Below are 21764 nucleotides of genomic sequence, written 5' to 3' on the forward strand. Positions count from 1 at the left end.
CTATTTATGAGATTTAAGCTGCTGAATAAAATAATCTATCATAATGACAACATAAATTGTCATTAATCCAAAAATGACGCTCGGAAGATGAAAGTACTCAGGGTACTCCATTGCAATCATCACTGCAAATGCCGCACCTGCCATCCTTGAGAAAGTCCCTAAAGACCTAACCTTTTGACCAGCTTCTACGGCATCACCGAATCGCACGGTTCTCCTCATAATCAGCCAGTGACTAAACAGACTGATGCCTGTCCCTAAAATAAGCCCAAGGAAAATAGACTGATAGGAAGTGAATCCCCAACCGAGGACGTAAAAGGAAAGGAGGAAAAATATGTACTTACGATGCCTGTTAAACACTTGCTGAAGTTCTGGCATTTACATTAATCTCCCGAATTGAAATGTTGGACTGTACGGAGCATGGTGTAGATTCCTGTTGTAAGCCCAAGGAATAGTCCAATAATTAAGAAAAGTGGTGTGGTGCTAAACATTCCGTCTACCCATCTTCCTCCGAAGACCCCTATTAAAATGGAGCCGACAAGCTGGGAAAGAATGGCGGAATATAAGACCATCGGATGTTGCGGGCGTCGATTGGTTTGACGCATATCAATCATCTCCACAGACGCATTATAGTGGAAACTCTTTCATTTGGATCACATGATAAAAAACCTTTCCCATCAGGGTTTCCCCATTGTGAAAACCTTACCATTTTACATCCTTTGTAAGCATACAATAGGGTGTAATCTATGTCAATGCGTCAAAGTTAAAAAGTTCACAACCTATCCACGTGTTTCCAGATTGTTCACATTTTCAACACATTTAGTAGAAAAACGGCGGGGCTGTTCTGGGGCGACCGGCATAAGGTGAGGCGGCCAGAAAGGCGGTCTTTGCCTTTTTGGCATATTCATCTAATGCATCCAGAAACTGAAGGCTACTGCATATCACCATGAGTAGACTTATAGCACCAATCTCTAGTCAAAACCTACTGCTTGCATACATCTCCACTTTGAGAATATTCCTTCATTTAAATATGTATAAAGAGCTTCTCACCCCTACTTCACATGCCCCTCCATTATATAGAATATATACTAGGTGAGTAACCCTTGAATTTAATGTAAATACTTCCAGTTAAAACAAAAAGTCCGGATCATCATATATTGATAATCCGGACTCTTTTTACTTTTCCTTATTTCGTTCCGTACAAACGATCTCCAGCGTCCCCCAGACCAGGAACGATGTAGCCTTTTTCATTCAGCTTCTCATCAAGGGCTGCGATGAAGATATCAACGTCAGGATGTGCTTCCTTGATTGCGTCTACCCCTTCAGGGCACGCTACTAAACACATAAACTTGATGCTGACCGCTCCACGCTTTTTCAATGAGTTGATGGCTTCAACCGCAGATCCGCCTGTCGCAAGCATCGGATCGACAACGATGAAGTCACGCTCTTCCACGTCGCTTGGAAGCTTTACGTAATATTCAATCGGTTTAAGAGTCTCGGGGTCACGATATAACCCAACATGTCCCACTTTCGCAGCAGGGATCAACTTCAGGATTCCATCGACCATTCCAAGTCCAGCTCGTAAAATAGGAACAATTCCCAATTTCTTTCCGGCAAGGGTTTTGGCCTTCGCATTGCTCACCGGCGTTTCCACATCGATATCTTCAAGTGGCAGATCGCGTGTGATTTCAAACGCCATCAGTGTTGCCACTTCATCCACCAATTCACGAAATTCCTTCGTACCTGTTTCTTTATCACGGATAAACGTCAATTTGTGCTGGATTAACGGATGATCAAATACATATACTTTACCCATTCGACTCTCTCCTTCAGATTCAATTTTATGTAAAATGGTTGTCCACTTCATTTACACCTCAGACTATTGTACATAAAAGACAATTTAAGAGCAACACGTGAGGAAAAGTGTAATGGAAACGTTAAAATTGAGTTGGGAATGGAGATTTTTTTATTATTTGGGACTGGAGCAGGATGTGACGGGGTATTTTCTTAAAAAACTTTAGATGGTCACTACTAGAGAAGTGTCTTCTCATGGATTTATGCGTCAATTCCCATGCGTTATGCGTCAAAATAATTTTTTATGCGTCTCTTTCACTGGTTTATGCGTCATTATTTCATTTTTTGCGTCTCTTCCCCTGGTTTATGCGTCACTTTACATAATTTTCCACACCACAACAAAAACCCCTCCACCATGGAAATCCTTCCTTGGTGAAGAGGTTCTGATTCATTACCGCTCTGGATACAATTCAAACTTACCTGTCAGATCGATGACGCGTTGACGTGCTTCTTCCAACTTCGCTTCGTCTTCATGGTTTTTAAGAGTCAAAGCCATGATCGATGCGATTTCGTCCATGTCTTCAAGCCCGAATCCTCTTGAAGTCACAGCAGCCGTTCCGATACGGATACCGCTTGTTACGAATGGACTTTCAGGGTCGAATGGAATCGTGTTTTTATTGACTGTGATCCCGATTTCATCAAGGACTTTCTCAGCAACTTTACCAGTCAGCCCGAGTGAACGAAGGTCGATCAGCAGTAAATGGTTGTCCGATCCGCCAGATACGAGGTCGATGCCTTCTTTAACAAGGCCTTCTCCTAGACGCTTCGCATTGTCGATGATGTTCGCTGCATAGTCTTTGAAAGAATCCTGCAGGGCTTCACCGAATGCAACGGCTTTAGCAGCAATGACATGCATCAGCGGTCCGCCTTGGATCCCTGGGAAAATGGACTTGTCTATCTTCTTCGCAAACTCTTCTTTACAAAGGATCATTCCTCCGCGAGGTCCGCGCAATGTTTTGTGCGTCGTTGTTGTGACGAAGTCTGCGTACGGAACCGGGTTCTGGTGAAGGCCAGCCGCTACAAGTCCGGCGATGTGAGCCATGTCCACCATCAGATAAGCACCGACTTCATCGGCGATTTCACGGAACTTCGCGAAATCGATCGCTCTCGGGTAGGCACTCGCTCCCGCTACGATCAGCTTCGGTTTATGTTCCAACGCTTTCTGTCTTACATCTTCATAATTGATCAGGTGCTTCTCTTCATCCACACCGTATTCTACGAAATTATATTGAACACCACTGAAGTTTACGGCACTTCCGTGAGTCAAATGCCCACCGTGGGAAAGGTTCATCCCAAGCACCGTATCTCCTTGCTCAAGGATTGTGAAGTAGACTGCCATATTGGCTTGTGCTCCTGAGTGAGGCTGAACGTTCGCATGTTCTGCTCCAAAGATCTGTTTCGCACGATCGCGGGCAAGATTTTCTGCTACGTCCACATGCTCACAGCCACCATAATAGCGACGACCTGGGTACCCCTCTGCATACTTATTTGTCAGCACAGAGCCTTGTGCTTCCATGACGGCTTCACTGACAAAGTTTTCAGATGCAATTAACTCGATCTTCGTCCGTTGACGTTCTAATTCATCTTGAATCGCTGCATAAATTTCCGGATCTTGCTTGGCAATCTTACTCATACATATCCCCCTTTAATTCATAGGCCCCTCAATGGGCGCCTCCTTGATTCATTCCCTCCCATTCTAACACGATTCACCCAAAGGCGAAATAAAAACTCCAAACAAATCGTAACGTTCGTGTTTAGAACCCCTTTCGAGGGACGGACCTCCAGTGAAGGCACCCACAACCAGTCATCCACCATCCTTCACTACCTGCAAATCAACACCAATTCTAGGTTTTACCAACATATTTACTCCGCCTGTTCCTTCAATACAAAACCGACATGCCTACACCAAACAATCACCTGTCTCTACCTAAAGCCACCCTCAACCCTTGCCCACCTTGAACGTTCGGAATTCAGGACCAAAAATCAAAAGAAAGGTCCGTCCCCCAATCAAAAAGGAACGGACCCTCCTATCAAGCTGTTTTTTACCCTGCGAGAGGGTTATTCGTAGGCCGCCCGGTTTCCGCCGATGAGTTTGGGTCTGGTTTTGGCGAGGGTGACGTGGGCTTGGCCAAGGCTTTTCTGGGTCACGCGGACAGGGACAGCGACGTGCTTCAGGTGCATGCCGATGAAGGTGTCCCCGATATCGATGCCTGCGTCTCCCTTGATATGCTCGACCATGACCGGATCATGAAAGGAATGGTACGCTTTCGTTGCCATGGCGCCACCTGCACTGCGCACAGGGACGACGGTGACTTCATCCAGTCCCTTTCGTTCTGCCACATCCCTTTCCAGGACGATTGCCCGGTTCAAATGTTCACAACATTGAAAGGCAAGTGATACGCCTGATGATTCCGCCCATGCCTGTAGTTCACCAAAGATCATATCCGCCACCTCGATAGTCCCGGCGGTGCCAATCCGCTCCCCCATCACTTCAGATGTGGAGCAGCCGACAACGAATACTTGTCCACTTTTCAGCGGAACCTGACGAGTGAAGTCCTGGAGGATCGATTGAAGCTCTTCCTTTAGTCGAGCGATTTCCATGAAGGTCACTCCTTATTTTTTGTCTTCGTATGCGGTGATCTTCCCTACCCGGTTTTCATGCCTACCGCCTTCGAATTCGGTCAGAAGCCAGGTTTTTGCGATTTCGCGGGCAAGCCCAGGTCCGATGACACGTTCACCCATCGCGAGCATATTGCTGTTATTATGTTCCCGTGTCGCTTTCGCACTGAACAGGTCATGTACAAGGGCACAGCGGATGCCCTTTACTTTATTCGCTGAAATGCTCATCCCGATTCCCGTGCCACAAATAAGGATGCCCCGGTCAAACTCTCCGCTCGCTACCTTTTCTGCTACCGGAACCGCGTAGTCTGGGTAGTCGACGGATGTTCCGCATTCACAGCCGAAATCTTCATATTCCAGGCCCATTTCTTCTAATAATGATTTGATTTCTTCTCTGATGTTTACCCCACCATGATCAGACGCAATGGCGATTTTCATTCATCCCACTCCCTCTTGCTTTTGATACGTTTATTTTGCCACAGAGACTTCATTATATAAAGCTTTTCGAATTCTTTTTCTTTCTATAAAACTGTTTTCGTGAACATTGTTTTTTAAACGAGTCAGATGCGGTTGATTTCCGCTCCAGATACTCGCTTTCCGCGGGGCAGGCGGTGAGCCCTATAAAAAAACAGACACAGGATTCCCCCATGTCTGTCTTGACTATAAATGAAAACGTGTGATTGTGTTTTTCAGTGATTCTGCCTGTTCTTTCAGGTTAAGCGCAAGTTTCTCTACATCATTCATCACGACCGCTTGTTCCCTGGTTGAATCGGACACTTCCAATGCCCCTGCGGACGTTTCTTCGGCAATTGCGGCTACTTCCTGTGATTGCTGTGAAGTGAGTTGGATGCTGTCCATCTGCTGGTCGACGAGGACTGAGATATTTTTGACTGCATCGGCCACTTCATGGATCGTCGTTGTCATCGTTTCGATCATTTCATTGGTTTGGGTTCCTTTTTCCGCTTCCGAATTAGCCGACTGTACCTGAGTGGTAATTTGTCCGACTACATTCCCAACTTCGGTCTGAATGTTTTTGATCAATTCGGAAATGCCTTGAACGGCTGTGCCGCTCTCATCTGCAAGCTTGCGGACTTCTTCTGCCACGACGGCAAATCCTTTACCGTGCTCACCGGCCCGTGCCGCTTCGATGGATGCATTGAGGGCGAGGAGGTTCGTTTGGTTCGCGATATCCCCGACAAGCTGGATAATCTGCTCTACCTTTTTCGCATTGTCTTCAAGTCTGCGGACAGCGTCCAATGAATCTTCATTTCCTTTTGCCAGGCGGCTGATGCCTTCAACTAGGGAATGGATGACCTCTTTACTTCCTTGAAGCTCCGTTACCATGTTTTTAGAAATGTGCTCCGATGATTTCGAATGATTCTGAACTTCCCGGGCAATCCGGATCACATCCTCAACAGATTCAGCCGTCGATTGGATCGCTGTTGCAGAACTTTCTGCACCGGCTGAAATCTCACGGATCGTCTTCGAGATGGAATCCGCTTGCGTTGACGCGATTTCCGATGATTTTGACAGCTCAATGACATTCGAATTCGTTTTTGTGAAATTCTCGTCGATGGAAGATACCATATCCCGCAGGTTATGCAGCATGCGGTTAAACGCAAGCGCTAGGGAACGGATTTCATCATCTGATTTCGGCACTTCCACATCGATTGCAATATCCCCTTCAGCAGCCTTCAGGGCGACCTGCTCCAATCGCTGCAACGGCTTCACGATGAATCCTGCCGCGAAAAAGGCCAATACCGCCGACCAGAAGATCCCCATGCCGAGCGTCATGATCGTAAACATCAGCTCGTTCATATCCGGTGCAAAAGTAGGTTTAATAAAATAAATAAAAAGTGCACTTGTGGAATACGTTACCACTGCCAGAAGCGTGATAAAGAAGACTAATTTCTTTCTAAGACCCGACTTGTAACTGTTCACTTTCCCCATCCTTTTCTCTCCCTGTCTCAACCAAGCTTTTTAATTAACGCTTCAATCAATGAATCCAGTTCTCTGTATGTATGTCTGTAGATGTCCACACTTCCCCCATACGGATCCGACACGTCCAAATCAACAGGATCTTCAAGGACAAATTCCTTCAATGTGAAAATCTTGTCTGCCACATGAGGATATTGATCCACAATCGCCCGTTTATGATTCGACGTCATCGTAAAAATATAGGTTGCCCAGTCCAAACGCTCTTTCGTCAATGAACTCGATTCGTGTCTATGTATTATATCGTTCTCTTGGAGCACTTCTTTAGTCTGATTTGAGGTATCGCTTCCATCCATCGCAAAGACCCCTGCAGATTTCACCTCAAAAGCACCCTTGCCCCTATGCCTCAACACCGCTTCCGCCATAGGGCTGCGACACGTATTTCCCGTACAAACAAATAAAATATTCATCACGTCCACCTCCTTCATGCCTATTATAAAATATTTTCCAATCCGCCCATAGTCCATTCACAAAGAATACATAACTTAAAGCGTAGGCGGCTCGGTCAGGCCCGACAAGCATAAGTTGAATATTCCGGAAAGGCGTTCTTTGCCTTTTTGGCATATTTAGCTTATGACCTCGAGGGACTACCCGCAGGAGCTGGATACACTTAAAGCGCAGGCGGCTCGTTCAGCCCCTACCAACACAAAAAAAGCCCGCCGGGGGACGGACCTTCATCAAAGTTAAATCGGCAGCAGCAGCTTCACCCCGAAGGCAAACAGAATACTTCCCCCGAGCGCCTCGCTATAATTCCCGAGCACTCCCTGAAATCTCCGTCCGATCAGCAATCCTGCCCAAGTAAGGACGGTCGCGGCGATTCCGAAGCAGAAAAGGGCAACGGCTGTCCTGGCTCCGAAGATCCCGAGTGTGAGCCCGACAGAAAAGCTGTCCAGACTGACGCTCAAGGCGAAAAGGATCAAGCCGAAGCCCACCGGGGAGATGAGGGACGCTTCCTCTTCCTTAAAGCTCGCCATGAACATCTGAATCCCCAGCACGATCAAAAGCAGCCCGCCAGCGTATGCGGCAAGGTCCCCGAATGTTTCTGATAAAAATTTCCCGGTTATCATCCCGAACATCGGCATCCATACATGAAAGATGCCGACAACCAATCCTATATAAAAAATTTGTTTTAATCTGAGCCTCAACATCCCCATTCCGATCCCGATCGAAAAGGCATCCATCCCAAGGGCAAATGCCATCAACATCAGTGTCACCAATTCTCCTATCATCGCTGTCATCTTTATTTCTTCCCCCTCCGGACATGCCTTCAAGACAAATTTATGCACGTCCACCGGGAATTAGAATGACAAATACACATGTATGAGCCCATAAAAAAAGCCCCGCCGCTCACCACTGCGACAGGGTCTGATCAACTTCACATTATCCTTTTATGACACGGTATCCGGCCGCTTTCTGCAATCTGTTCATGATCGCAAGGCCGACTCCCTCTTCCGGGAACATCTCGGCAAAGATGATATCCACATCACTTCTATTAAAAGCACGGAGCGTATCATACAAATGATGGGCGACCGTACTCAAGTCATCGCGACGCCCTGCAGACAAGATGAGATCCGCTTCAAACTCCTCCAAGTATTCCGCAGTCGTCATCACCCCAACCTTCAGGCCTTCCGCTTTTTTCTCATCCACCAGTCTCTGCAAATCAGCCCGTGTCCCGTCCACTAAATAGACCGGCGCGTCCGGTGCGTAGTGGGTATATTTCATGCCTGGGGATTTCGGGGCCCCTTTTCCTTCTTTCAAGGAAGGATCCACTTCAACAGCTCCGACGACTTCTTCAAGCTGCTCCTTCGTGACGCCGCCCGGTCGCAAGATGACAGGCACCGCACCGGTACAGTCCACCACCGTCGACTCCACACCTACCCCCGTTTCACCGCCATCAACTACACCTGCGATCCGGTCTTGCAAATCGTCGATCACATGATCTGCTGTTGTCGGGCTCGGTTTGCCTGAACGATTCGCACTCGGCGCCGCAATCGGAAGTCCGGCGGCTTCTATGATCGCAAGGGCCACAGGGTGATCTGGCATCCGGATCGCCACCGTGTCCAATCCTGCCGTCACCTTTTCAGAGAATACTTCGGCTTTTTTTTCAAAAATAATCGTAAGGGGTCCCGGCCAGTAAGCATCGATCAGCTTCTCCGCAACGTCTGGAATGTGTGCCACAAGTCCGTTTAGCTGCCCTTTATTTGATATGTGGACAATCAGTGGATTATCCGACGGTCTGCCTTTCGCTTCGAAGATTTTCCCCACAGCTGAATCAGATGTGGCGTTTGCACCAAGCCCGTAAACCGTCTCAGTCGGGAACGCCACCACTTCATCCTGCTGAAGAAACTTCGCTGCATCCACAATTTGTGGATAACTTTTGTTTTTATCCACATCACTTTCCACAATCCAATGTTTCATCATCTATGTCATCCACCTTTATCATTTCAAGCTTCTTCTTTACATTTTAAGAGTGAAGAATACTGGATTATCAAGTATTTCCCCACCACGCTTCTTTGAAAGTATAAAAGAAACCCTTTGAATTCTCAAGTATTATCCACAAACTGAAGATTCTCTTCTTATAACTGTGGATAAACCTGTGGATGGTGTGAATAATTCTGAAAAAAGAGATAGTTATCCTCTCACCCTGTCTCTAGTCCTCCCTGAAGGAATTTGTCGAATGATCCACACAAAAAAACTGAACCATTTTTCATCAAGAAATGATTCAGTCAATTACCACGTTATTTCACCGCTATTTTAACATTCAGAGATTTTTGTCGAAAAATCTAAAGATCCAGCTTCATCGTAATGCAGTTATCCACTGTGGATAACTTCTGGGCGTGCACGAAAGGCTTCAGCTCGTCCACAGTCGCTTCCTTCTCCTGTTGAAAACCTAATAAATCGAAAAACGTCAGCGATGCTTTGCGATTCGAGATTAAGTAGAGTCGCTGCAGTTCCTTTTCTTTTGCCAGCTTTAAAATTTCCTGAAAGAGGGCAAACAATTCTTCACTTTCAAATGACGAGGTAACAACAAGCGAGCGAAGCAGTCCAATTTTTCCTTGAACCTCGATTCCAAGCGTCCCGATGAGCCGGTCTTCCTCGTCCTCCACTACTAAAAAACAATCAATGCCATCCTTGACCCCTTCTGTACTCAATCCCGCTTTCAATAAAAAGGCAACCACTTCATGAATGTCCTCATGGTTTGCCTGACGAATCACTTTCAACATCATCCCATCCCCCTTATTCTCTTATACCCTAGTTTATATGTATGAGGAGAAAGAGAAGATAGAACTGAAATTGGTAGAAAGCTAGTTTTAAAAGTACTGTTTCCCTGAAGGAGTCGAAATCCGACCTTCGTTTCTAAGTGACAGCGTAAAAAAAGCCCCATCCCTAAAGATGAAGCTTCCACCCTACTTACTGAATATACCTTTGAACAAGTCTACTACGAAGAAGCGAACCTCTACTTCTTCCTCTTCCCCCTCTTCTACAAAGACCGGGTCCGGCTGGATCTCGTTGACCATGCGGGATTCTTCCCGGTTCGCACCCGTTTCCACCGCAGCTTCTTCAGGATCCACTTCAGTCACTTCGTTGCCGCTTGCTTCTACGGTCGTTTCAAATCCCGGACTTCTGACTGCCGTGCCTGTGGAGAAATCAAGGAAGCAGAGAGGCGGATAAAGGACGCACCACCAATTCGCCCCTTCCCCTTTCCCTAACGTAATCAGCACCGCTTCATATTCCCCTGCCGGATAAAGATACTGACCGTACAGTTTTGTAGGAAAATTCACTTTTCCAAAATCCACTTTCACCGATTGATCCATGCCTTCTGCTGCCACTACCTTTTCCGCAATCATTTGAAGCTCAGGAAGACCGGCTTTGATCACTGTTTTCGCTTCATCCTGTGACGTCAGCTCCGCCACCCACTTCGTGATCTCCTTATTCACTTCATCCCGGACCAGCCTTTTCACCGCCTGATCTTCCTCCAGATCACTGTTGGCCAAAATCCGCAGCCTGATTGCTTCTTCCGGGATCACCGTCGCCTCCTGTGCCGCCATTTCCTGTTTCGGTATATATAAACTTAGAATCGTTCCTAATGATAGAATCAAGATATATAATAGTACAGTATGTTTTGTTTTCATTTCCTCTCCCCCTCAGTAAAACAGTCTTGTCAAAAGGGGCGAATCTTAAACTAGTAAAATAACATTTTTTTGATGAGGAGGCTGCGAAGGGAAGAGTTGATAATAAATGGGGAGATCTCGATAATATATTTTGGAAAGTCGATAATAAGTGGACCGAACTCGATAATATATCCTTAAAGTCGATAATAAATGCCCCAAACTCGATAATACAGCATGGCCCACCAGCCTAAAACCACTACAACCCCCCCACAAAAACATCCACCACTTCATTTTCCACACAAAAAAGCCCCCGATCACCACAACCGGAGGCCAAACCTACTATTTTCTCACACAAAACACCATGCGATCTTTTCCATTAATATCATTGACGACTTCTGTTTCAGCTTCTGGGAATGTTGCCTTCAGCAATGCTGCGACGGTCTGCCCCTGACCTACACCGACTTCAAAACCGATGAGGAAGCGTTCCTTCATCACGGAAGGCAGTTCTTCCATGAATCGCTTATAGAGATCATAGCCATCTTCCCCGCCGAATAAAGCGAGTTCCGGTTCGTGGCCGACGACTACTTCCGATAAGGTCTCCCGATCGGTCAACGGAATGTAGGGAGGGTTCGATAGAAGAATGTCGAGCCTGCGGCCGTCACGGATCATCGGCTGAAGCAGGTCCCCTTCCAAAAAGTCGATATCCGCTCCCAGCCTGTCAGCGTTTTCCCTGGCAACGGCCAACGCTTCCCGAGAAATATCCACTGCGGTCATAGAGAGAGAAGGGCGCGCCGCTTCAAGCTTGAACGTGACCGCGATCGCACCGCTTCCGGTTCCAATATCCGCTGCCTGTAACGGTACCTCTTTATCAGGGAAAAGTGCTTTCACCTTCTCCAAAGCGAAATAGACCAGCTCTTCGGTTTCCGGACGCGGGATGAGCACATGCCCATTGACGACAAACGTCCGGCCATAGAACTCCTCGACTCCGATAATATGCTGAATCGGCACACCACCGACATGCTCGTGTATCCCTTTCTGAAATTTATCCCACATTTCTTGAGGAACGGACCTCCGCTGTTCTGCGAGCAGTTGCGAACGGGATAGTCCCATCAGATGCCGTAAATAGATTTCTCCCACATTTTCATCACGGTTCTGTTCCACTAAAAAAGAAGAAGCCCATTTAAGGGCTTCAAATACTGTAACAGCTGTCACTTACGCTTGTTCCATTCTTTCAAGGAGTTTGGTTTGGTCTTCGATGATCAGTGCATCGATGACGTCATCCATCTTCCCTTCAAGGATTTGGTCAAGCTTTTGGATCGTCAGGCCGATACGGTGATCCGTGACACGGTTTTGTGGGAAATTGTACGTACGGATACGTTCCGAACGGTCACCAGTACCAACGGCTGACTTACGATTTGCATCGTACTCCGCCTGTACTTCACGTTGGAATTTATCGTAAACACGAGCGCGCAATACTTTCATTGCTTTCTCTTTGTTTTTGATTTGTGATTTTTCATCCTGACAGGATACGACGACACCTGTTGGCATGTGCGTCAAACGGACGGCCGACATGGTCGTGTTGACACTTTGTCCCCCTGGTCCGCTGGATGCGAATGTGTCGACACGGATGTCTTTATCGTGGATATCCACTTCGACTTCCTCGGCTTCCGGAAGGCACGCTACCGTTGCAGTCGACGTATGGATACGTCCGCCCGATTCTGTTTCAGGCACACGTTGTACACGGTGGGCACCGTTTTCGTATTTCATCTTTGAAAATGCGCCGTTCCCGTTGATCATGAAAATGATCTCTTTGTATCCACCGACACCGGTGGAGTTCGCTTCCATGACTTCGATCTTCCAGCCTTGTGATTCAGCGTAGCGGCTGTACATGCGGTAAAGGTCACCGGCAAACAGTGCGGCTTCATCCCCACCTGCAGCACCACGGACCTCCATGATTACGTTCTTGTCATCGTTCGGGTCTTTCGGAATCAATAATATTTTCAGACGGGCTTCCAATGCTTCGATTTGCTCTTCAAGCTCGGAAACTTCTTCCTTCACCATTTCGCGCATATCTGCATCAAGCTTATCATCCAGCATCGCCTTGGCGTCTTTATACTGCCCAGAAAGTTCTTTATATTCTCGATATGCTTCTACCGTTGCTTGGATGTCTGATTGTTCTTTTGAATAATCTCTTAGCTTCTTTGGGTCATTCACAATTTCTGGATCACTCAACAATTCATTTAACTTATCGTAGCGATCTTCCACTGCTTGTAAACGATCGAACACAGCTATTCACCTCAATTTTAATCCATAACAGTCTAATTATATTATATGAAAGTGGTAAACACAAGGAGCATCAAGGGAGGCAAACTGTGGACTTTCCTATGTAAAAGGCGGACAGATCAGCATCCTGACCTGTATCCACCCACAATTATCTTTCGATGATTTTCACTTGGATATCATAGCGGGGAATCGCTTTTTGAAGCGTTTCTTTCAGCATCGCTTCCTCTTTGTTCGTCTCCGCCATCGTCATCTCTTTCTTCGTATGGGCAGTCACCCACATTTTCTCGCCATTGATCCATACTTCATCAGGCTCAAATCTTGAGTTTTCCCTGACCACTTCCCGGGCCTTATCTTCAAACTCCCCCATCCTGTTCGAAGTCGCACCCGGTGAATTCGTCAAGTTCGGGAAATTCGGGTTTTGATCGGTGATTTCCCTTACGTTCTCATCCTGGCGTTTATCCATTTCTGCCATTTTATTATCGATGAAGCGGGTCCCGCCCCCATCCTGATGGATACCATATTCCGACTCCTGATTCACACCGCATGCAGTGATCAACAGTAAGAAAAGTGTAAAGAGCAAAGCGGACATAAGTTTTTTCATGATGTGACACCTCCTGATGTTAGGATTTCCTGAAGGAGGGTGGATATGCACAGGTCTGAATGGAGACATGGATAAGCTTATAGGAAATATATGTTATTAAAATCTTTACAATCCTGAATCACCCCAACACGGTTCCGCCTCATTGCCACATTATTTCCCCATAAAAAAACAAAGCCGCATCTCCACGGCTTTGTTCTCATTCATTCTTTAGCTTTCTTTCACCATATCAGGCGTGACGCTCATCCCGGTTGGGACTTCGTGATGATGGCGGCATCTCGGCTCATAGGCTTCTGATGCACCGACGAGGATGACCGGGTCATCATAGCATGCCGGTTCGCCATTGATCAATCGCTGTGTACGGCTTGCAGGAGAGCCGCATACTGCGCAAACGGCTTGAAGCTTCGTCACTTGCTCGGCAATCGACATTAAGAACGGCATCGGACCGAACGGCTCTCCCCGGAAGTCCTGATCAAGACCTGCGAGGATCACCCGGTATCCGCTGTTCGCTAACGTTTGGACAACTTCAACGATGCCTTCATCGAAAAATTGCACCTCATCGATCGCAACCACATCCACCTCTGGATTCAGGTCATCGAGGATGACACGGGATCCCTCTACTGCTTTGGCAATAACAGAGGTACCATTATGAGATACAACCGATTCATCGCTATAGCGATTATCTAATTTTGGCTTATACACAGCAATTTCCTGTTTTGCAAATTGAGTGCGGCGCACACGGCGGATCAGTTCCTCGGATTTCCCTGAGAACATGCTGCCGCAAATGACTTCCACCCAACCCGTTTGTTTCATGACATACACGAAAGCGCCTCTCCTTCCTTACACATTATTCTATAGTTAAACAGTCTGACTGTTAGGATAAATGAACGATTCTTTATTATAAAGCATTCCTTTATGTACGGGAAAAATGCTTGAAATTCAGTAATTTGGCAGAAAAAAAGAGGCACAGCTCAATTGGAACTGCCTCTATTTTCCCACACTTTGCTTCTTGACGTAAAAAAACAGGCAAGCATGAAGATCCTTGCCTGTTTTTCTGATAGAAGAGAAAGCCCGGAACATTCGTGCCTAGGCACAAAGGCGTTCGAGAGGGCTTTCTGGCTCTTCATTATTGTTGTTGATTTTTAAGACCGTATTTTTTGTTGAAACGGTCAACACGACCACCTGCATCAGCGAATTTCTGACGGCCTGTGTAGAATGGATGGCATTCAGAACATACCTCAACGCGCATTTCTTCCGCTACAGAACCAGTTTCAAATTCGTTACCGCAAGCACAGCTAACTTTGATCATGTTGTACTTAGGATGAATTCCTGATTTCATTACTTTCATCTCCTTCCGCCCTGAATCATCTGAGACAGAGTAATTTATTACGAAGATATATGTGATATGAGCATAAGCATGAGAGTGATTGCCAGCCCCTTACCACATCCATTTTTTAAAACACATTGACACTATTATAACAAGGACATGCAATATTTGCAACCTGAAAAATTGGAAGTTACAGTCATCATTTGTCCCTTTATAAAGCTTCGGATACTAGATTAACGCTTCTTCGACTCTTCTGTCAAGACATTGAAAAACTCTTCATTTGTCTTCGATTGCTTCAGCTTGCGCATCAGCTTCTCGGCGAAATCAGGCTGATCGGACATGGCTTTGCGGATCGCCCACAGCTTCTCCAAATGATCCGGTTTGACGAGCAGCTCTTCGCGGCGCGTTCCGGAACGGCGGATGTCGATTGCCGGGAAGATGCGTCTTTCGGCAAGCGCACGGTCAAGGTGAAGTTCAAGATTCCCTGTTCCTTTGAACTCTTCATAAATCACATCGTCCATACGGGAACCGGTGTCTACAAGTGCAGTAGCAAGAACCGTCAAGCTTCCACCCTCTTCAATATTACGGGCAGCACCGAAGAATCGCTTCGGACGGTGGAACGCAGCAGGGTCGATACCGCCTGAAAGCGTCCGTCCGCTTGGCGGGATGACCAGGTTGTACGCACGGGCCAAACGGGTGATGCTGTCCATCAGGATGATGACGTCGCGCTTATGCTCGACGAGACGCATCGCACGTTCAAGTACCAGTTCCGCCACTTTAATATGATTTTCCGGTACTTCATCGAACGTCGAGCTTACGACTTCCGCTTCCACCGAACGTTCGATATCCGTTACTTCCTCTGGTCGCTCGTCGATGAGGAGGATGATCAATTCCGCTTCCGGATGGTTCGTTGTGATCGAGTTTGCGATCTCCTTGATCAGCATCGTTTTACCGGCTTTAGGCGGGGCAACGACAAGCCCACGCTGACCGAAACCGACCGGTGCAATCAAGTCCATGATGCGGGTCGAGATTTTATTCGGTTCTGTTTCAAGCTTCATCTGACGATCTGGATACAACGGCGTCAAGCCTGGGAAATGCACGCGCTCCTTAGCTGAATCCGGCTCTTCCCCGTTGACCATTTCCACGTGAAGCAATCCGAAATAACGTTCGTTTTCTTTCGGGGGACGGACCTTCCCTGACACTTTGTCACCATTTCTCAAGTCGAAACGACGGATCTGGGATGCAGAAATATAAATGTCCTCAGAGCTTGGTGAGTAGTTGATTGGACGCAAGAATCCGAAGCCCTCTGACTGGATGATTTCCAGGACACCTTCCATGAAGAAGAAGCCTTCTTGTTCTGCACGCACCTTCAAGATGGCAAAAATCAATTCTTTTTTTGTTAATTTGCTATAATAAGAAACTTTGTATTGTTTGGCTAGCTCATAAAGCTCTTTCAGCTTCATGTTTTCCAAGCTAGAGATTGTTAGTTCTTCCATTATGACACCACGCTTTATTAATTTGTCCTGCTGATTGAATATAAGATCTAAGAAGAGAATGCCGTTTGACTGTAAGGGGTTGTCCGCTTCATCCAGAAACCGGTCACATCCAACTCTGAACAATCTCTTGTGCTAAATGGCTTTCCATTAAGAGAATTTCCCAGTAGGCATGGAGAGTGAATACCGCTCGTTCAGCAGGTCTCATGCAATCACTATAGGGGATCTCTGGAAAGCGTCAAAATCGGGTAGATTTTTCTAAAATGAAGAATAATGTTGAAGCATAAATATAAAGAAAAATACTGAAGATTTAAACCTTATCTATTGTAACCATCTTTTCATTAAGAATCAATAACCGGGGCATAAAAGGAAGGCAAGTTTGGTAGATAGGCAGTATTTTTCCGACCTTTGAAGGGTAAAAGTGAGTGATAAGAGTGGGGATGGGGACTCGCTCGTCCCATCCCGCTCCCTTATATGTGAAGAGTTGGTTTCTCTCTCGTCGTATCTTTATCTATTATTTCATTACAAGGTTCGGCTTCTTCTGAAGGCTGTGTCGGCCGTCGATGAAGCGGACGGTTCCGGACTTGGCACGCATGACAACTGAGTGGGTCAGACCATATGCCCCTTTCAGCTGGACGCCCCTCAACAGCTCCCCGTCTGTTACACCGGTTGCTGCAAAGATTGCATCGTCACCGCATACCAGATCTTCCATCCGAAGCACTTTGTTCACATCAAGCCCCATTCCGATACAGCGTTGAAGCTCAGCATCGTTTTGAGGAAGCAGCTTTCCTTGAATTTCTCCGCCAAGACATTTCAGCGCAACCGCTGCAAGGACACCTTCAGGCGCGCCTCCTGATCCGAACAGGATGTCGACACCGGTATGATCGAATGCGGTGTTCATGGCCCCGGCCACATCACCATCGTTGATCAGCTTGATGCGGGCACCTGCTTCTCTCAGCTGTTGGATAATCTGTTCATGACGCGGACGATTCAGGACGGTTGCGACCACATCTTCAATGTCCTTGTTCTTCGCTTTTGCAACGGCTTTCAAATTGTCGATGACCGAAGCGTTGATATCGATCTTCCCGACAGCTTCCGGTCCGACCGCAATTTTGTCCATATACATATCCGGTGCATTCAGTAGGTTCCCATGATCTGCCACTGCAAGTACCGCAAGTGCATTCCAGCCACCTGAAGCAACGATGTTCGTCCCTTCGAGCGGATCGACGGCCACGTCAACACGCGGGCCGTAGCCGGTCCCTAATTTCTCACCGATATAAAGCATCGGAGCTTCATCCATTTCGCCTTCACCGATGACAACCGTCCCTTTCATCGGAACCGTATCGAACACGTCGCGCATAGCAGAAGTAGCAGCGTCATCTGCTTCATCCTTCTTCCCGCGACCCATCCATCTCGCCGATGCAAGGGCAGCCCCTTCTGTTACTCGAATAAGCTCCATTGATAAACTTCTTTCCATGTATATAGCCTCCCGTAATCCCTTTTGTTTTACAATCACGTTCAATTGTATAACATATTAACAGATTTATTGTAACACATTAAAGCGTTTCGAGAGACTTATTTTCTAAAAAAGTAGGACACAATGGGGTGGAAATTCATTGATTTTCAGGAAACGGAGGAAAAACGTTGCAAAAACGGTCCTTCAAAATATGCTACAGGTGATCGATTTCCCGGAGGAATCGATCACCTGTACATGATACATTTACGACTTCAACTGCTCCAGTTCTTCCGCAGACATCTTTTCACGCCAGATCGTGGCACCGAGTCCTTCGAGTTTGGCAACGAGGTCGCTGTACCCGCGATCGATGTGCTCAAGGCCCGTCACTTCGGTGATTCCTTCTGCCATTAAGCCGGCAATGACAAGGGCGGCTCCTGCACGGAGGTCACTTGCCTTCACTTTGGCTCCCTGCAGCTGGACAGGACCGTTGACGATCGCAGAGCGGCCTTCTACCTTGATTGTCGCATTCATTCTTCGAAGCTCATCAATGTGCTTGAAACGTGCTGAATAGATCGTATCCGTTACGACGGCAGATCCTTCCGCACGGTTCAGCAAGGTTGTGAACGGCTGCTGAAGATCAGTAGGGAAACCTGGATACACAAGCGTTTTGACATCGACAGATTTGAGCTTGTCCGCTTGGCCGATAAAGATCTGATCATCATTCGTTTCAACGGGCACGCCCATTTCACGGAGCTTTGCAATGACTGATTCCATATGTAATGGGATGACATTGTCTACGAGTACTCCTTTTCCTACTGCCGCAGCCAGGATCATGAATGTTCCCGCTTCGATCCGGTCAGGGATGATGGTGTGACGGCAGCCGTGAAGCTCGTCCACTCCGTCTATACGGATGACGTCGGTACCGGCACCCTTGATTTTCGCGCCCATATTGCTGAGTAATGTTGCGACATCGATGATTTCAGGTTCTTTCGCGGCATTTTCGATGATTGTACGCCCTTTGGCACGGACCGCGGCAAGCATGATGTTGATTGTTGCCCCGACGCTGACGACATCAAGATAGATGCGGGCGCCCTTCAGTTCATCGGCGCGCAAATAAATCGCACCTTGTTCATTGGTGACTTCTGCACCGAGGGCTTCAAATCCCTTTATATGCTGATCGATCGGACGGGGACCAAGGTGGCAGCCGCCAGGCAGTCCGATGACAGCCTTTTTGAAGCGTCCAAGCATGGCGCCCATCAGGTAATAAGAAGCACGGAGCTTCTTCACTTTTCCGCTTGGCAGCGGCATGGATACCATCCGGCTTGGATCGACACTCATTTCCCCATCATCCAACGCGACTGTGCCACCGATTTCCTCTAACAGGCTCTTCAGTGTCCTTACATCAGAGATGTCCGGCAAACCTTCGATCGTGACCGGTGAATCAGCCAGGATCGTTGCCGGGATCAAGGCTACCGCACTATTTTTGGCCCCACTGACTTTAATGGTGCCTTCAAGGGGATATCCTCCTGCAATTTTTAGCTTTTCCATATTAAACTCCCTTCCACTGTTCATCGGCTCAGACTTCTCCTCACCAATAACAGAAAGGATTATTTTTCCAATAGAAGACGTTCTAAGAAGTATTGTCTACTAGTGTATACATATTTCGTCAAAACATGTATAGGAGAATCGAATTTTTTTCGTGTGGACCGATCGACCTATACGCTAGCGGTTGTTCCAGTCATTCAGGAATGCATCGATTCCTTTGTCTGTAAGGGGATGCTGGAACATTTGCTTTAATACTTTAAGTGGGACAGTGGCAATATGAGCCCCTCTCAGTGCCGCTTCCGTAATGTGCTGCGGGTGGCGGGTGGATGCTGCGATGATTTCAGTTTCCAGTTCGTGAATCGCAAAGATTTCAGCAATCTGGGAAACAAGTTCCAGTCCGTCCTGACCGATATCATCCAGTCTGCCTAAGAACGGTGATACGTAGGTGGCTCCTGCACGTGCTGCAAGCAAAGCCTGGTTCGCACTGAAGATCAATGTAACATTCGTCTTGATCCCTTCTTTAGCGAAAGTCGATGCAGCCGTCAATCCATCCGGTGTCATCGGCAGCTTCACCGTAATATTTGGCGCGATTTTTGCCAGCTCCCGTCCCTCTTTGATCATGCCTTCCGCGTCTGTCGCGATGACTTCCGCACTGACAGAACCAGGGACAAGATCCGTGATTTCCTTCAAGCGGTCTTCAAATGTGACGCCTTTCTCCTTGGCTACAAGCGACGGATTGGTTGTCACCCCTGAAATGATACCCCATTCAAATGCTTCTTTAATTTCACTCATGTTTGCTGTGTCAATGAAAAATTTCATGTCCTTTTACCCCTTTTTCGACAAAATTTTCAATCTATTTTAAAGGAACGGAAGGGACTGACCCAGTATCAAACCTCTCCTGGTGCCAGTCCCATCCCTCAACATCATTCTTTTTCTACCACGATTGGACAGGGTCTAATCTACATCAGACACCATTTCCAAACATTACCTGTCATTACGCTTGGTTAGAAGAACCGAATTCGCGCATTTTACCAGCAACTGTCGCTTTGATCGCTTCACGAGCTGGCCCCATGTATTTACGTGGGTCATAGACTTCTGTATCCGCTGCAAGTACTTCACGTACTGCTTTAGCAGAAGCAATTTGGTTTTCAGTGTTTACGTTGATTTTAGCTGTTCCGTAAGAAATCGCTTTTTGGATATCTTTTGTAGGGATTCCAGTTCCGCCGTGAAGTACTAGAGGTACACCAGTAGCTGCTCCGATTTCTTCCATTTCCTTGAATCCAAGGTTTGGTTCACCTTTGTAAGGACCGTGAACAGAACCTAGTGCAGGTGCAAGTGTGTCGATACCAGTGCGTTCCACTAGCTCTTGACACTCTTTAGGATCTGCATAGATTACGCCATCAGCGATGATGTCATCTTCTTGTCCACCGACAGTTCCAAGCTCAGCTTCAACAGAAACACCTTTAGAATGAGCATATTCTACCACTTTAGAAGTGATTTCAATGTTCTCTTCGAAAGGACCGTGAGAAGCATCGATCATAACAGATGTGAAACCTGCATCGATTGCTTCTTTACATTTGTCATAGCTTGAACCGTGGTCTAAGTGGATTGCAACAGGTACTGTGATGTTTAAGTCTTCCATAAGACCTTCAACCATTTTCACAACTGTTTTGAATCCGCTCATGTAACGGGCTGCACCTTCAGATACACCAAGGATGACAGGTGATTTCTCTTCTTCTGCAGCTTGCAGGATCGCTTGAGTGAACTCAAGGTTATTCAGGTTGAATTGACCTACAGCATAGCTGTTTTCTTTTGCTTTGATAAGCATGTCTTTCATAGAAACTAAAGGCATGGTTATTTCCTCCTTTTATTCAGTCAGTGCACCATTCTGATAGAAATGGCGGTCCGGTATCGGGCACCTTATGACATTGTTTGCAATTTCACTTGTATCATACCAAAACACAATTGATTTTACCAACTGCAGAGGCGAATTGTTAAAAATACTACTATTTTCACTATTCAAACAAAAGAGTTAAGCTGGAATATATTGTTTGACTGCTTTTCTGATATCATCAATATCAAAAGGCTTCGCGAAATGAGTAAGCGCTCCCAGGTCTTTCGCTTCCTGGATCATGTCGAGCTCACCGTATGCGGTCATGATGATGACGCGGATATCCGCATCCTTCTGTTTCATCCGTTTCAGAATTTCAATACCATCCATCCCGGGGATCTTCATATCTAATAAAACCAAATCAGGGGAGTGCTTATCAACGATCTCCAGCGCCTGGATCCCGTTTGCTGCCTGAAACGTCTGGTAGCCTTCCTTTTGTAACACTTCATTCAATAGTATTCTAATACCAAATTGATCGTCTACAATCAGAATTTTCTCATTCATACTTCCATTCCCCTTCACATTAAAGTAAATTATGTATTACTCCTATAAGCAAACCGTTAATTGTATATATATTACTTATTCTCTTTTTTC

23 protein-coding genes are annotated in these 21764 nt (G+C 46.7%); all 23 read right to left on the bottom strand.

All coding sequences use genetic code 11. The features are described from left to right. Entirely contained in the window at positions 1-375 is a 375-nt protein-coding gene (locus tag KH172YL63_RS20635; protein ID WP_173107838.1) for an ATP synthase subunit I, read from the bottom strand. A 5-nt stretch (positions 376-380) separates the two neighbouring features. Continuing rightward, positions 381-602 (bottom strand): AtpZ/AtpI family protein, encoded by a 222-nt coding sequence (locus KH172YL63_RS20640; RefSeq protein ID WP_173107839.1) that lies wholly within the window; start codon positions 600-602, stop codon positions 381-383. 581 nt (positions 603-1183) lie between these two features. Next, positions 1184-1813, bottom strand: a complete 630-nt coding sequence (upp, locus tag KH172YL63_RS20645; protein ID WP_173107840.1) for a uracil phosphoribosyltransferase — start codon at positions 1811-1813, stop codon at positions 1184-1186. A 429-nt stretch (positions 1814-2242) separates the two neighbouring features. Continuing rightward, positions 2243-3484 carry a serine hydroxymethyltransferase gene (gene glyA, locus KH172YL63_RS20650; protein WP_173107841.1) on the bottom strand — a complete coding sequence of 414 codons (1242 nt, stop codon included), beginning with the start codon at positions 3482-3484 and terminating at the stop codon, positions 2243-2245. A 425-nt stretch (positions 3485-3909) separates the two neighbouring features. Continuing rightward, on the bottom strand, positions 3910-4452 hold the full coding sequence (locus KH172YL63_RS20655; protein WP_173107842.1) for a TIGR01440 family protein: 543 nt from the start codon (positions 4450-4452) through the stop codon (positions 3910-3912). Between the two features lie 12 nt (positions 4453-4464). Continuing rightward, positions 4465-4908, bottom strand: a complete 444-nt coding sequence (gene rpiB, locus KH172YL63_RS20660; protein WP_173107843.1) for a ribose 5-phosphate isomerase B — start codon at positions 4906-4908, stop codon at positions 4465-4467. Between the two features lie 222 nt (positions 4909-5130). Beyond that, complete coding sequence (locus KH172YL63_RS20665) at positions 5131-6420, bottom strand: methyl-accepting chemotaxis protein (protein ID WP_173107844.1); 1290 nt, start codon at positions 6418-6420, stop codon at positions 5131-5133. A 17-nt stretch (positions 6421-6437) separates the two neighbouring features. Then, positions 6438-6878 (bottom strand): low molecular weight protein arginine phosphatase, encoded by a 441-nt coding sequence (locus KH172YL63_RS20670; protein ID WP_442858746.1) that lies wholly within the window; start codon positions 6876-6878, stop codon positions 6438-6440. A 270-nt stretch (positions 6879-7148) separates the two neighbouring features. Further along, the gene (locus KH172YL63_RS20675) at positions 7149-7703 is read right to left on the bottom strand and encodes a manganese efflux pump MntP (protein ID WP_173107846.1); all 555 of its coding nucleotides are present in this window, start codon (positions 7701-7703) and stop codon (positions 7149-7151) included. Positions 7704-7845: 142 nt separating this feature from the next. Beyond that, positions 7846-8886, bottom strand: a complete 1041-nt coding sequence (locus KH172YL63_RS20680; protein ID WP_442858747.1) for an L-threonylcarbamoyladenylate synthase — start codon at positions 8884-8886, stop codon at positions 7846-7848. A 362-nt stretch (positions 8887-9248) separates the two neighbouring features. Further along, a complete protein-coding gene (locus KH172YL63_RS20685) occupies positions 9249-9689 on the bottom strand; it encodes a GNAT family N-acetyltransferase (protein WP_173107847.1) in 441 nt (146 codons plus the stop codon). 183 nt (positions 9690-9872) lie between these two features. Next, positions 9873-10598 (bottom strand): stage II sporulation protein R, encoded by a 726-nt coding sequence (gene spoIIR / locus KH172YL63_RS20690; RefSeq protein ID WP_173107848.1) that lies wholly within the window; start codon positions 10596-10598, stop codon positions 9873-9875. Between the two features lie 318 nt (positions 10599-10916). Continuing rightward, on the bottom strand, positions 10917-11789 hold the full coding sequence (gene prmC, locus KH172YL63_RS20695) for a peptide chain release factor N(5)-glutamine methyltransferase (protein ID WP_173107849.1): 873 nt from the start codon (positions 11787-11789) through the stop codon (positions 10917-10919). Then, positions 11790-12863 (bottom strand): peptide chain release factor 1, encoded by a 1074-nt coding sequence (prfA, locus tag KH172YL63_RS20700; RefSeq protein ID WP_173107850.1) that lies wholly within the window; start codon positions 12861-12863, stop codon positions 11790-11792. It lies immediately after the preceding gene. A gap of 145 nt (positions 12864-13008) precedes the next feature. Further along, positions 13009-13461, bottom strand: coding sequence for a hypothetical protein (locus tag KH172YL63_RS20705; protein WP_173107851.1), 453 nt, complete (start codon positions 13459-13461; stop codon positions 13009-13011). 207 nt (positions 13462-13668) lie between these two features. After that, positions 13669-14280 carry a thymidine kinase gene (locus KH172YL63_RS20710; RefSeq protein ID WP_173107852.1) on the bottom strand — a complete coding sequence of 204 codons (612 nt, stop codon included), beginning with the start codon at positions 14278-14280 and terminating at the stop codon, positions 13669-13671. 304 nt (positions 14281-14584) lie between these two features. After that, positions 14585-14797, bottom strand: coding sequence for a 50S ribosomal protein L31 (rpmE, locus tag KH172YL63_RS20715; protein ID WP_138780848.1), 213 nt, complete (start codon positions 14795-14797; stop codon positions 14585-14587). A gap of 221 nt (positions 14798-15018) precedes the next feature. Further along, positions 15019-16281, bottom strand: a complete 1263-nt coding sequence (gene rho, locus KH172YL63_RS20720; RefSeq protein WP_173107853.1) for a transcription termination factor Rho — start codon at positions 16279-16281, stop codon at positions 15019-15021. 511 nt (positions 16282-16792) lie between these two features. Further along, complete coding sequence (gene glpX, locus KH172YL63_RS20725; RefSeq protein WP_173107854.1) at positions 16793-17755, bottom strand: class II fructose-bisphosphatase; 963 nt, start codon at positions 17753-17755, stop codon at positions 16793-16795. A gap of 243 nt (positions 17756-17998) precedes the next feature. Continuing rightward, entirely contained in the window at positions 17999-19282 is a 1284-nt protein-coding gene (locus KH172YL63_RS20730) for a UDP-N-acetylglucosamine 1-carboxyvinyltransferase (protein WP_173107855.1), read from the bottom strand. Positions 19283-19456: 174 nt separating this feature from the next. Continuing rightward, complete coding sequence (gene fsa, locus KH172YL63_RS20735; protein ID WP_173107856.1) at positions 19457-20098, bottom strand: fructose-6-phosphate aldolase; 642 nt, start codon at positions 20096-20098, stop codon at positions 19457-19459. A 175-nt stretch (positions 20099-20273) separates the two neighbouring features. Next, positions 20274-21131 carry a class II fructose-bisphosphate aldolase gene (locus tag KH172YL63_RS20740; protein ID WP_173107857.1) on the bottom strand — a complete coding sequence of 286 codons (858 nt, stop codon included), beginning with the start codon at positions 21129-21131 and terminating at the stop codon, positions 20274-20276. Between the two features lie 180 nt (positions 21132-21311). Then, on the bottom strand, positions 21312-21674 hold the full coding sequence (locus KH172YL63_RS20745) for a response regulator (protein WP_138780836.1): 363 nt from the start codon (positions 21672-21674) through the stop codon (positions 21312-21314). Between the last annotated feature and the right edge of the window lie 90 nt (positions 21675-21764).

The organism is Bacillus sp. KH172YL63, from assembly GCF_011398925.1.
Lineage (GTDB): Bacteria > Bacillota > Bacilli > Bacillales > Bacillaceae_B > Rossellomorea.

Bases quoted from the DNA above. Each gene is read 5' to 3' on its own strand.
- KH172YL63_RS20635 (WP_173107838.1), bottom strand. From the start codon at position 375: ATGCCAGAACTTCAGCAAGTGTTTAACAGGCATCGTAAGTACATATTT.
- KH172YL63_RS20640 (WP_173107839.1), bottom strand. From the start codon at position 602: ATGCGTCAAACCAATCGACGCCCGCAACATCCGATGGTCTTATATTCC.
- upp (WP_173107840.1), bottom strand. From the start codon at position 1,813: ATGGGTAAAGTATATGTATTTGATCATCCGTTAATCCAGCACAAATTG.
- glyA (WP_173107841.1), bottom strand. From the start codon at position 3,484: ATGAGTAAGATTGCCAAGCAAGATCCGGAAATTTATGCAGCGATTCAA.
- KH172YL63_RS20655 (WP_173107842.1), bottom strand. From the start codon at position 4,452: ATGGAAATCGCTCGACTAAAGGAAGAGCTTCAATCGATCCTCCAGGAC.
- rpiB (WP_173107843.1), bottom strand. From the start codon at position 4,908: ATGAAAATCGCCATTGCGTCTGATCATGGTGGGGTAAACATCAGAGAA.
- KH172YL63_RS20665 (WP_173107844.1), bottom strand. From the start codon at position 6,420: ATGGGGAAAGTGAACAGTTACAAGTCGGGTCTTAGAAAGAAATTAGTC.
- KH172YL63_RS20675 (WP_173107846.1), bottom strand. From the start codon at position 7,703: ATGACAGCGATGATAGGAGAATTGGTGACACTGATGTTGATGGCATTT.
- KH172YL63_RS20680 (WP_442858747.1), bottom strand. From the start codon at position 8,886: ATGATGAAACATTGGATTGTGGAAAGTGATGTGGATAAAAACAAAAGT.
- KH172YL63_RS20685 (WP_173107847.1), bottom strand. From the start codon at position 9,689: ATGTTGAAAGTGATTCGTCAGGCAAACCATGAGGACATTCATGAAGTG.
- spoIIR (WP_173107848.1), bottom strand. From the start codon at position 10,598: ATGAAAACAAAACATACTGTACTATTATATATCTTGATTCTATCATTA.
- KH172YL63_RS20705 (WP_173107851.1), bottom strand. From the start codon at position 13,461: ATGAAAAAACTTATGTCCGCTTTGCTCTTTACACTTTTCTTACTGTTG.
- rpmE (WP_138780848.1), bottom strand. From the start codon at position 14,797: ATGAAATCAGGAATTCATCCTAAGTACAACATGATCAAAGTTAGCTGT.
- rho (WP_173107853.1), bottom strand. From the start codon at position 16,281: ATGGAAGAACTAACAATCTCTAGCTTGGAAAACATGAAGCTGAAAGAG.
- glpX (WP_173107854.1), bottom strand. From the start codon at position 17,755: ATGGAAAGAAGTTTATCAATGGAGCTTATTCGAGTAACAGAAGGGGCT.
- KH172YL63_RS20730 (WP_173107855.1), bottom strand. From the start codon at position 19,282: ATGGAAAAGCTAAAAATTGCAGGAGGATATCCCCTTGAAGGCACCATT.
- fsa (WP_173107856.1), bottom strand. From the start codon at position 20,098: ATGAAATTTTTCATTGACACAGCAAACATGAGTGAAATTAAAGAAGCA.
- KH172YL63_RS20740 (WP_173107857.1), bottom strand. From the start codon at position 21,131: ATGCCTTTAGTTTCTATGAAAGACATGCTTATCAAAGCAAAAGAAAAC.
- KH172YL63_RS20745 (WP_138780836.1), bottom strand. From the start codon at position 21,674: ATGAATGAGAAAATTCTGATTGTAGACGATCAATTTGGTATTAGAATA.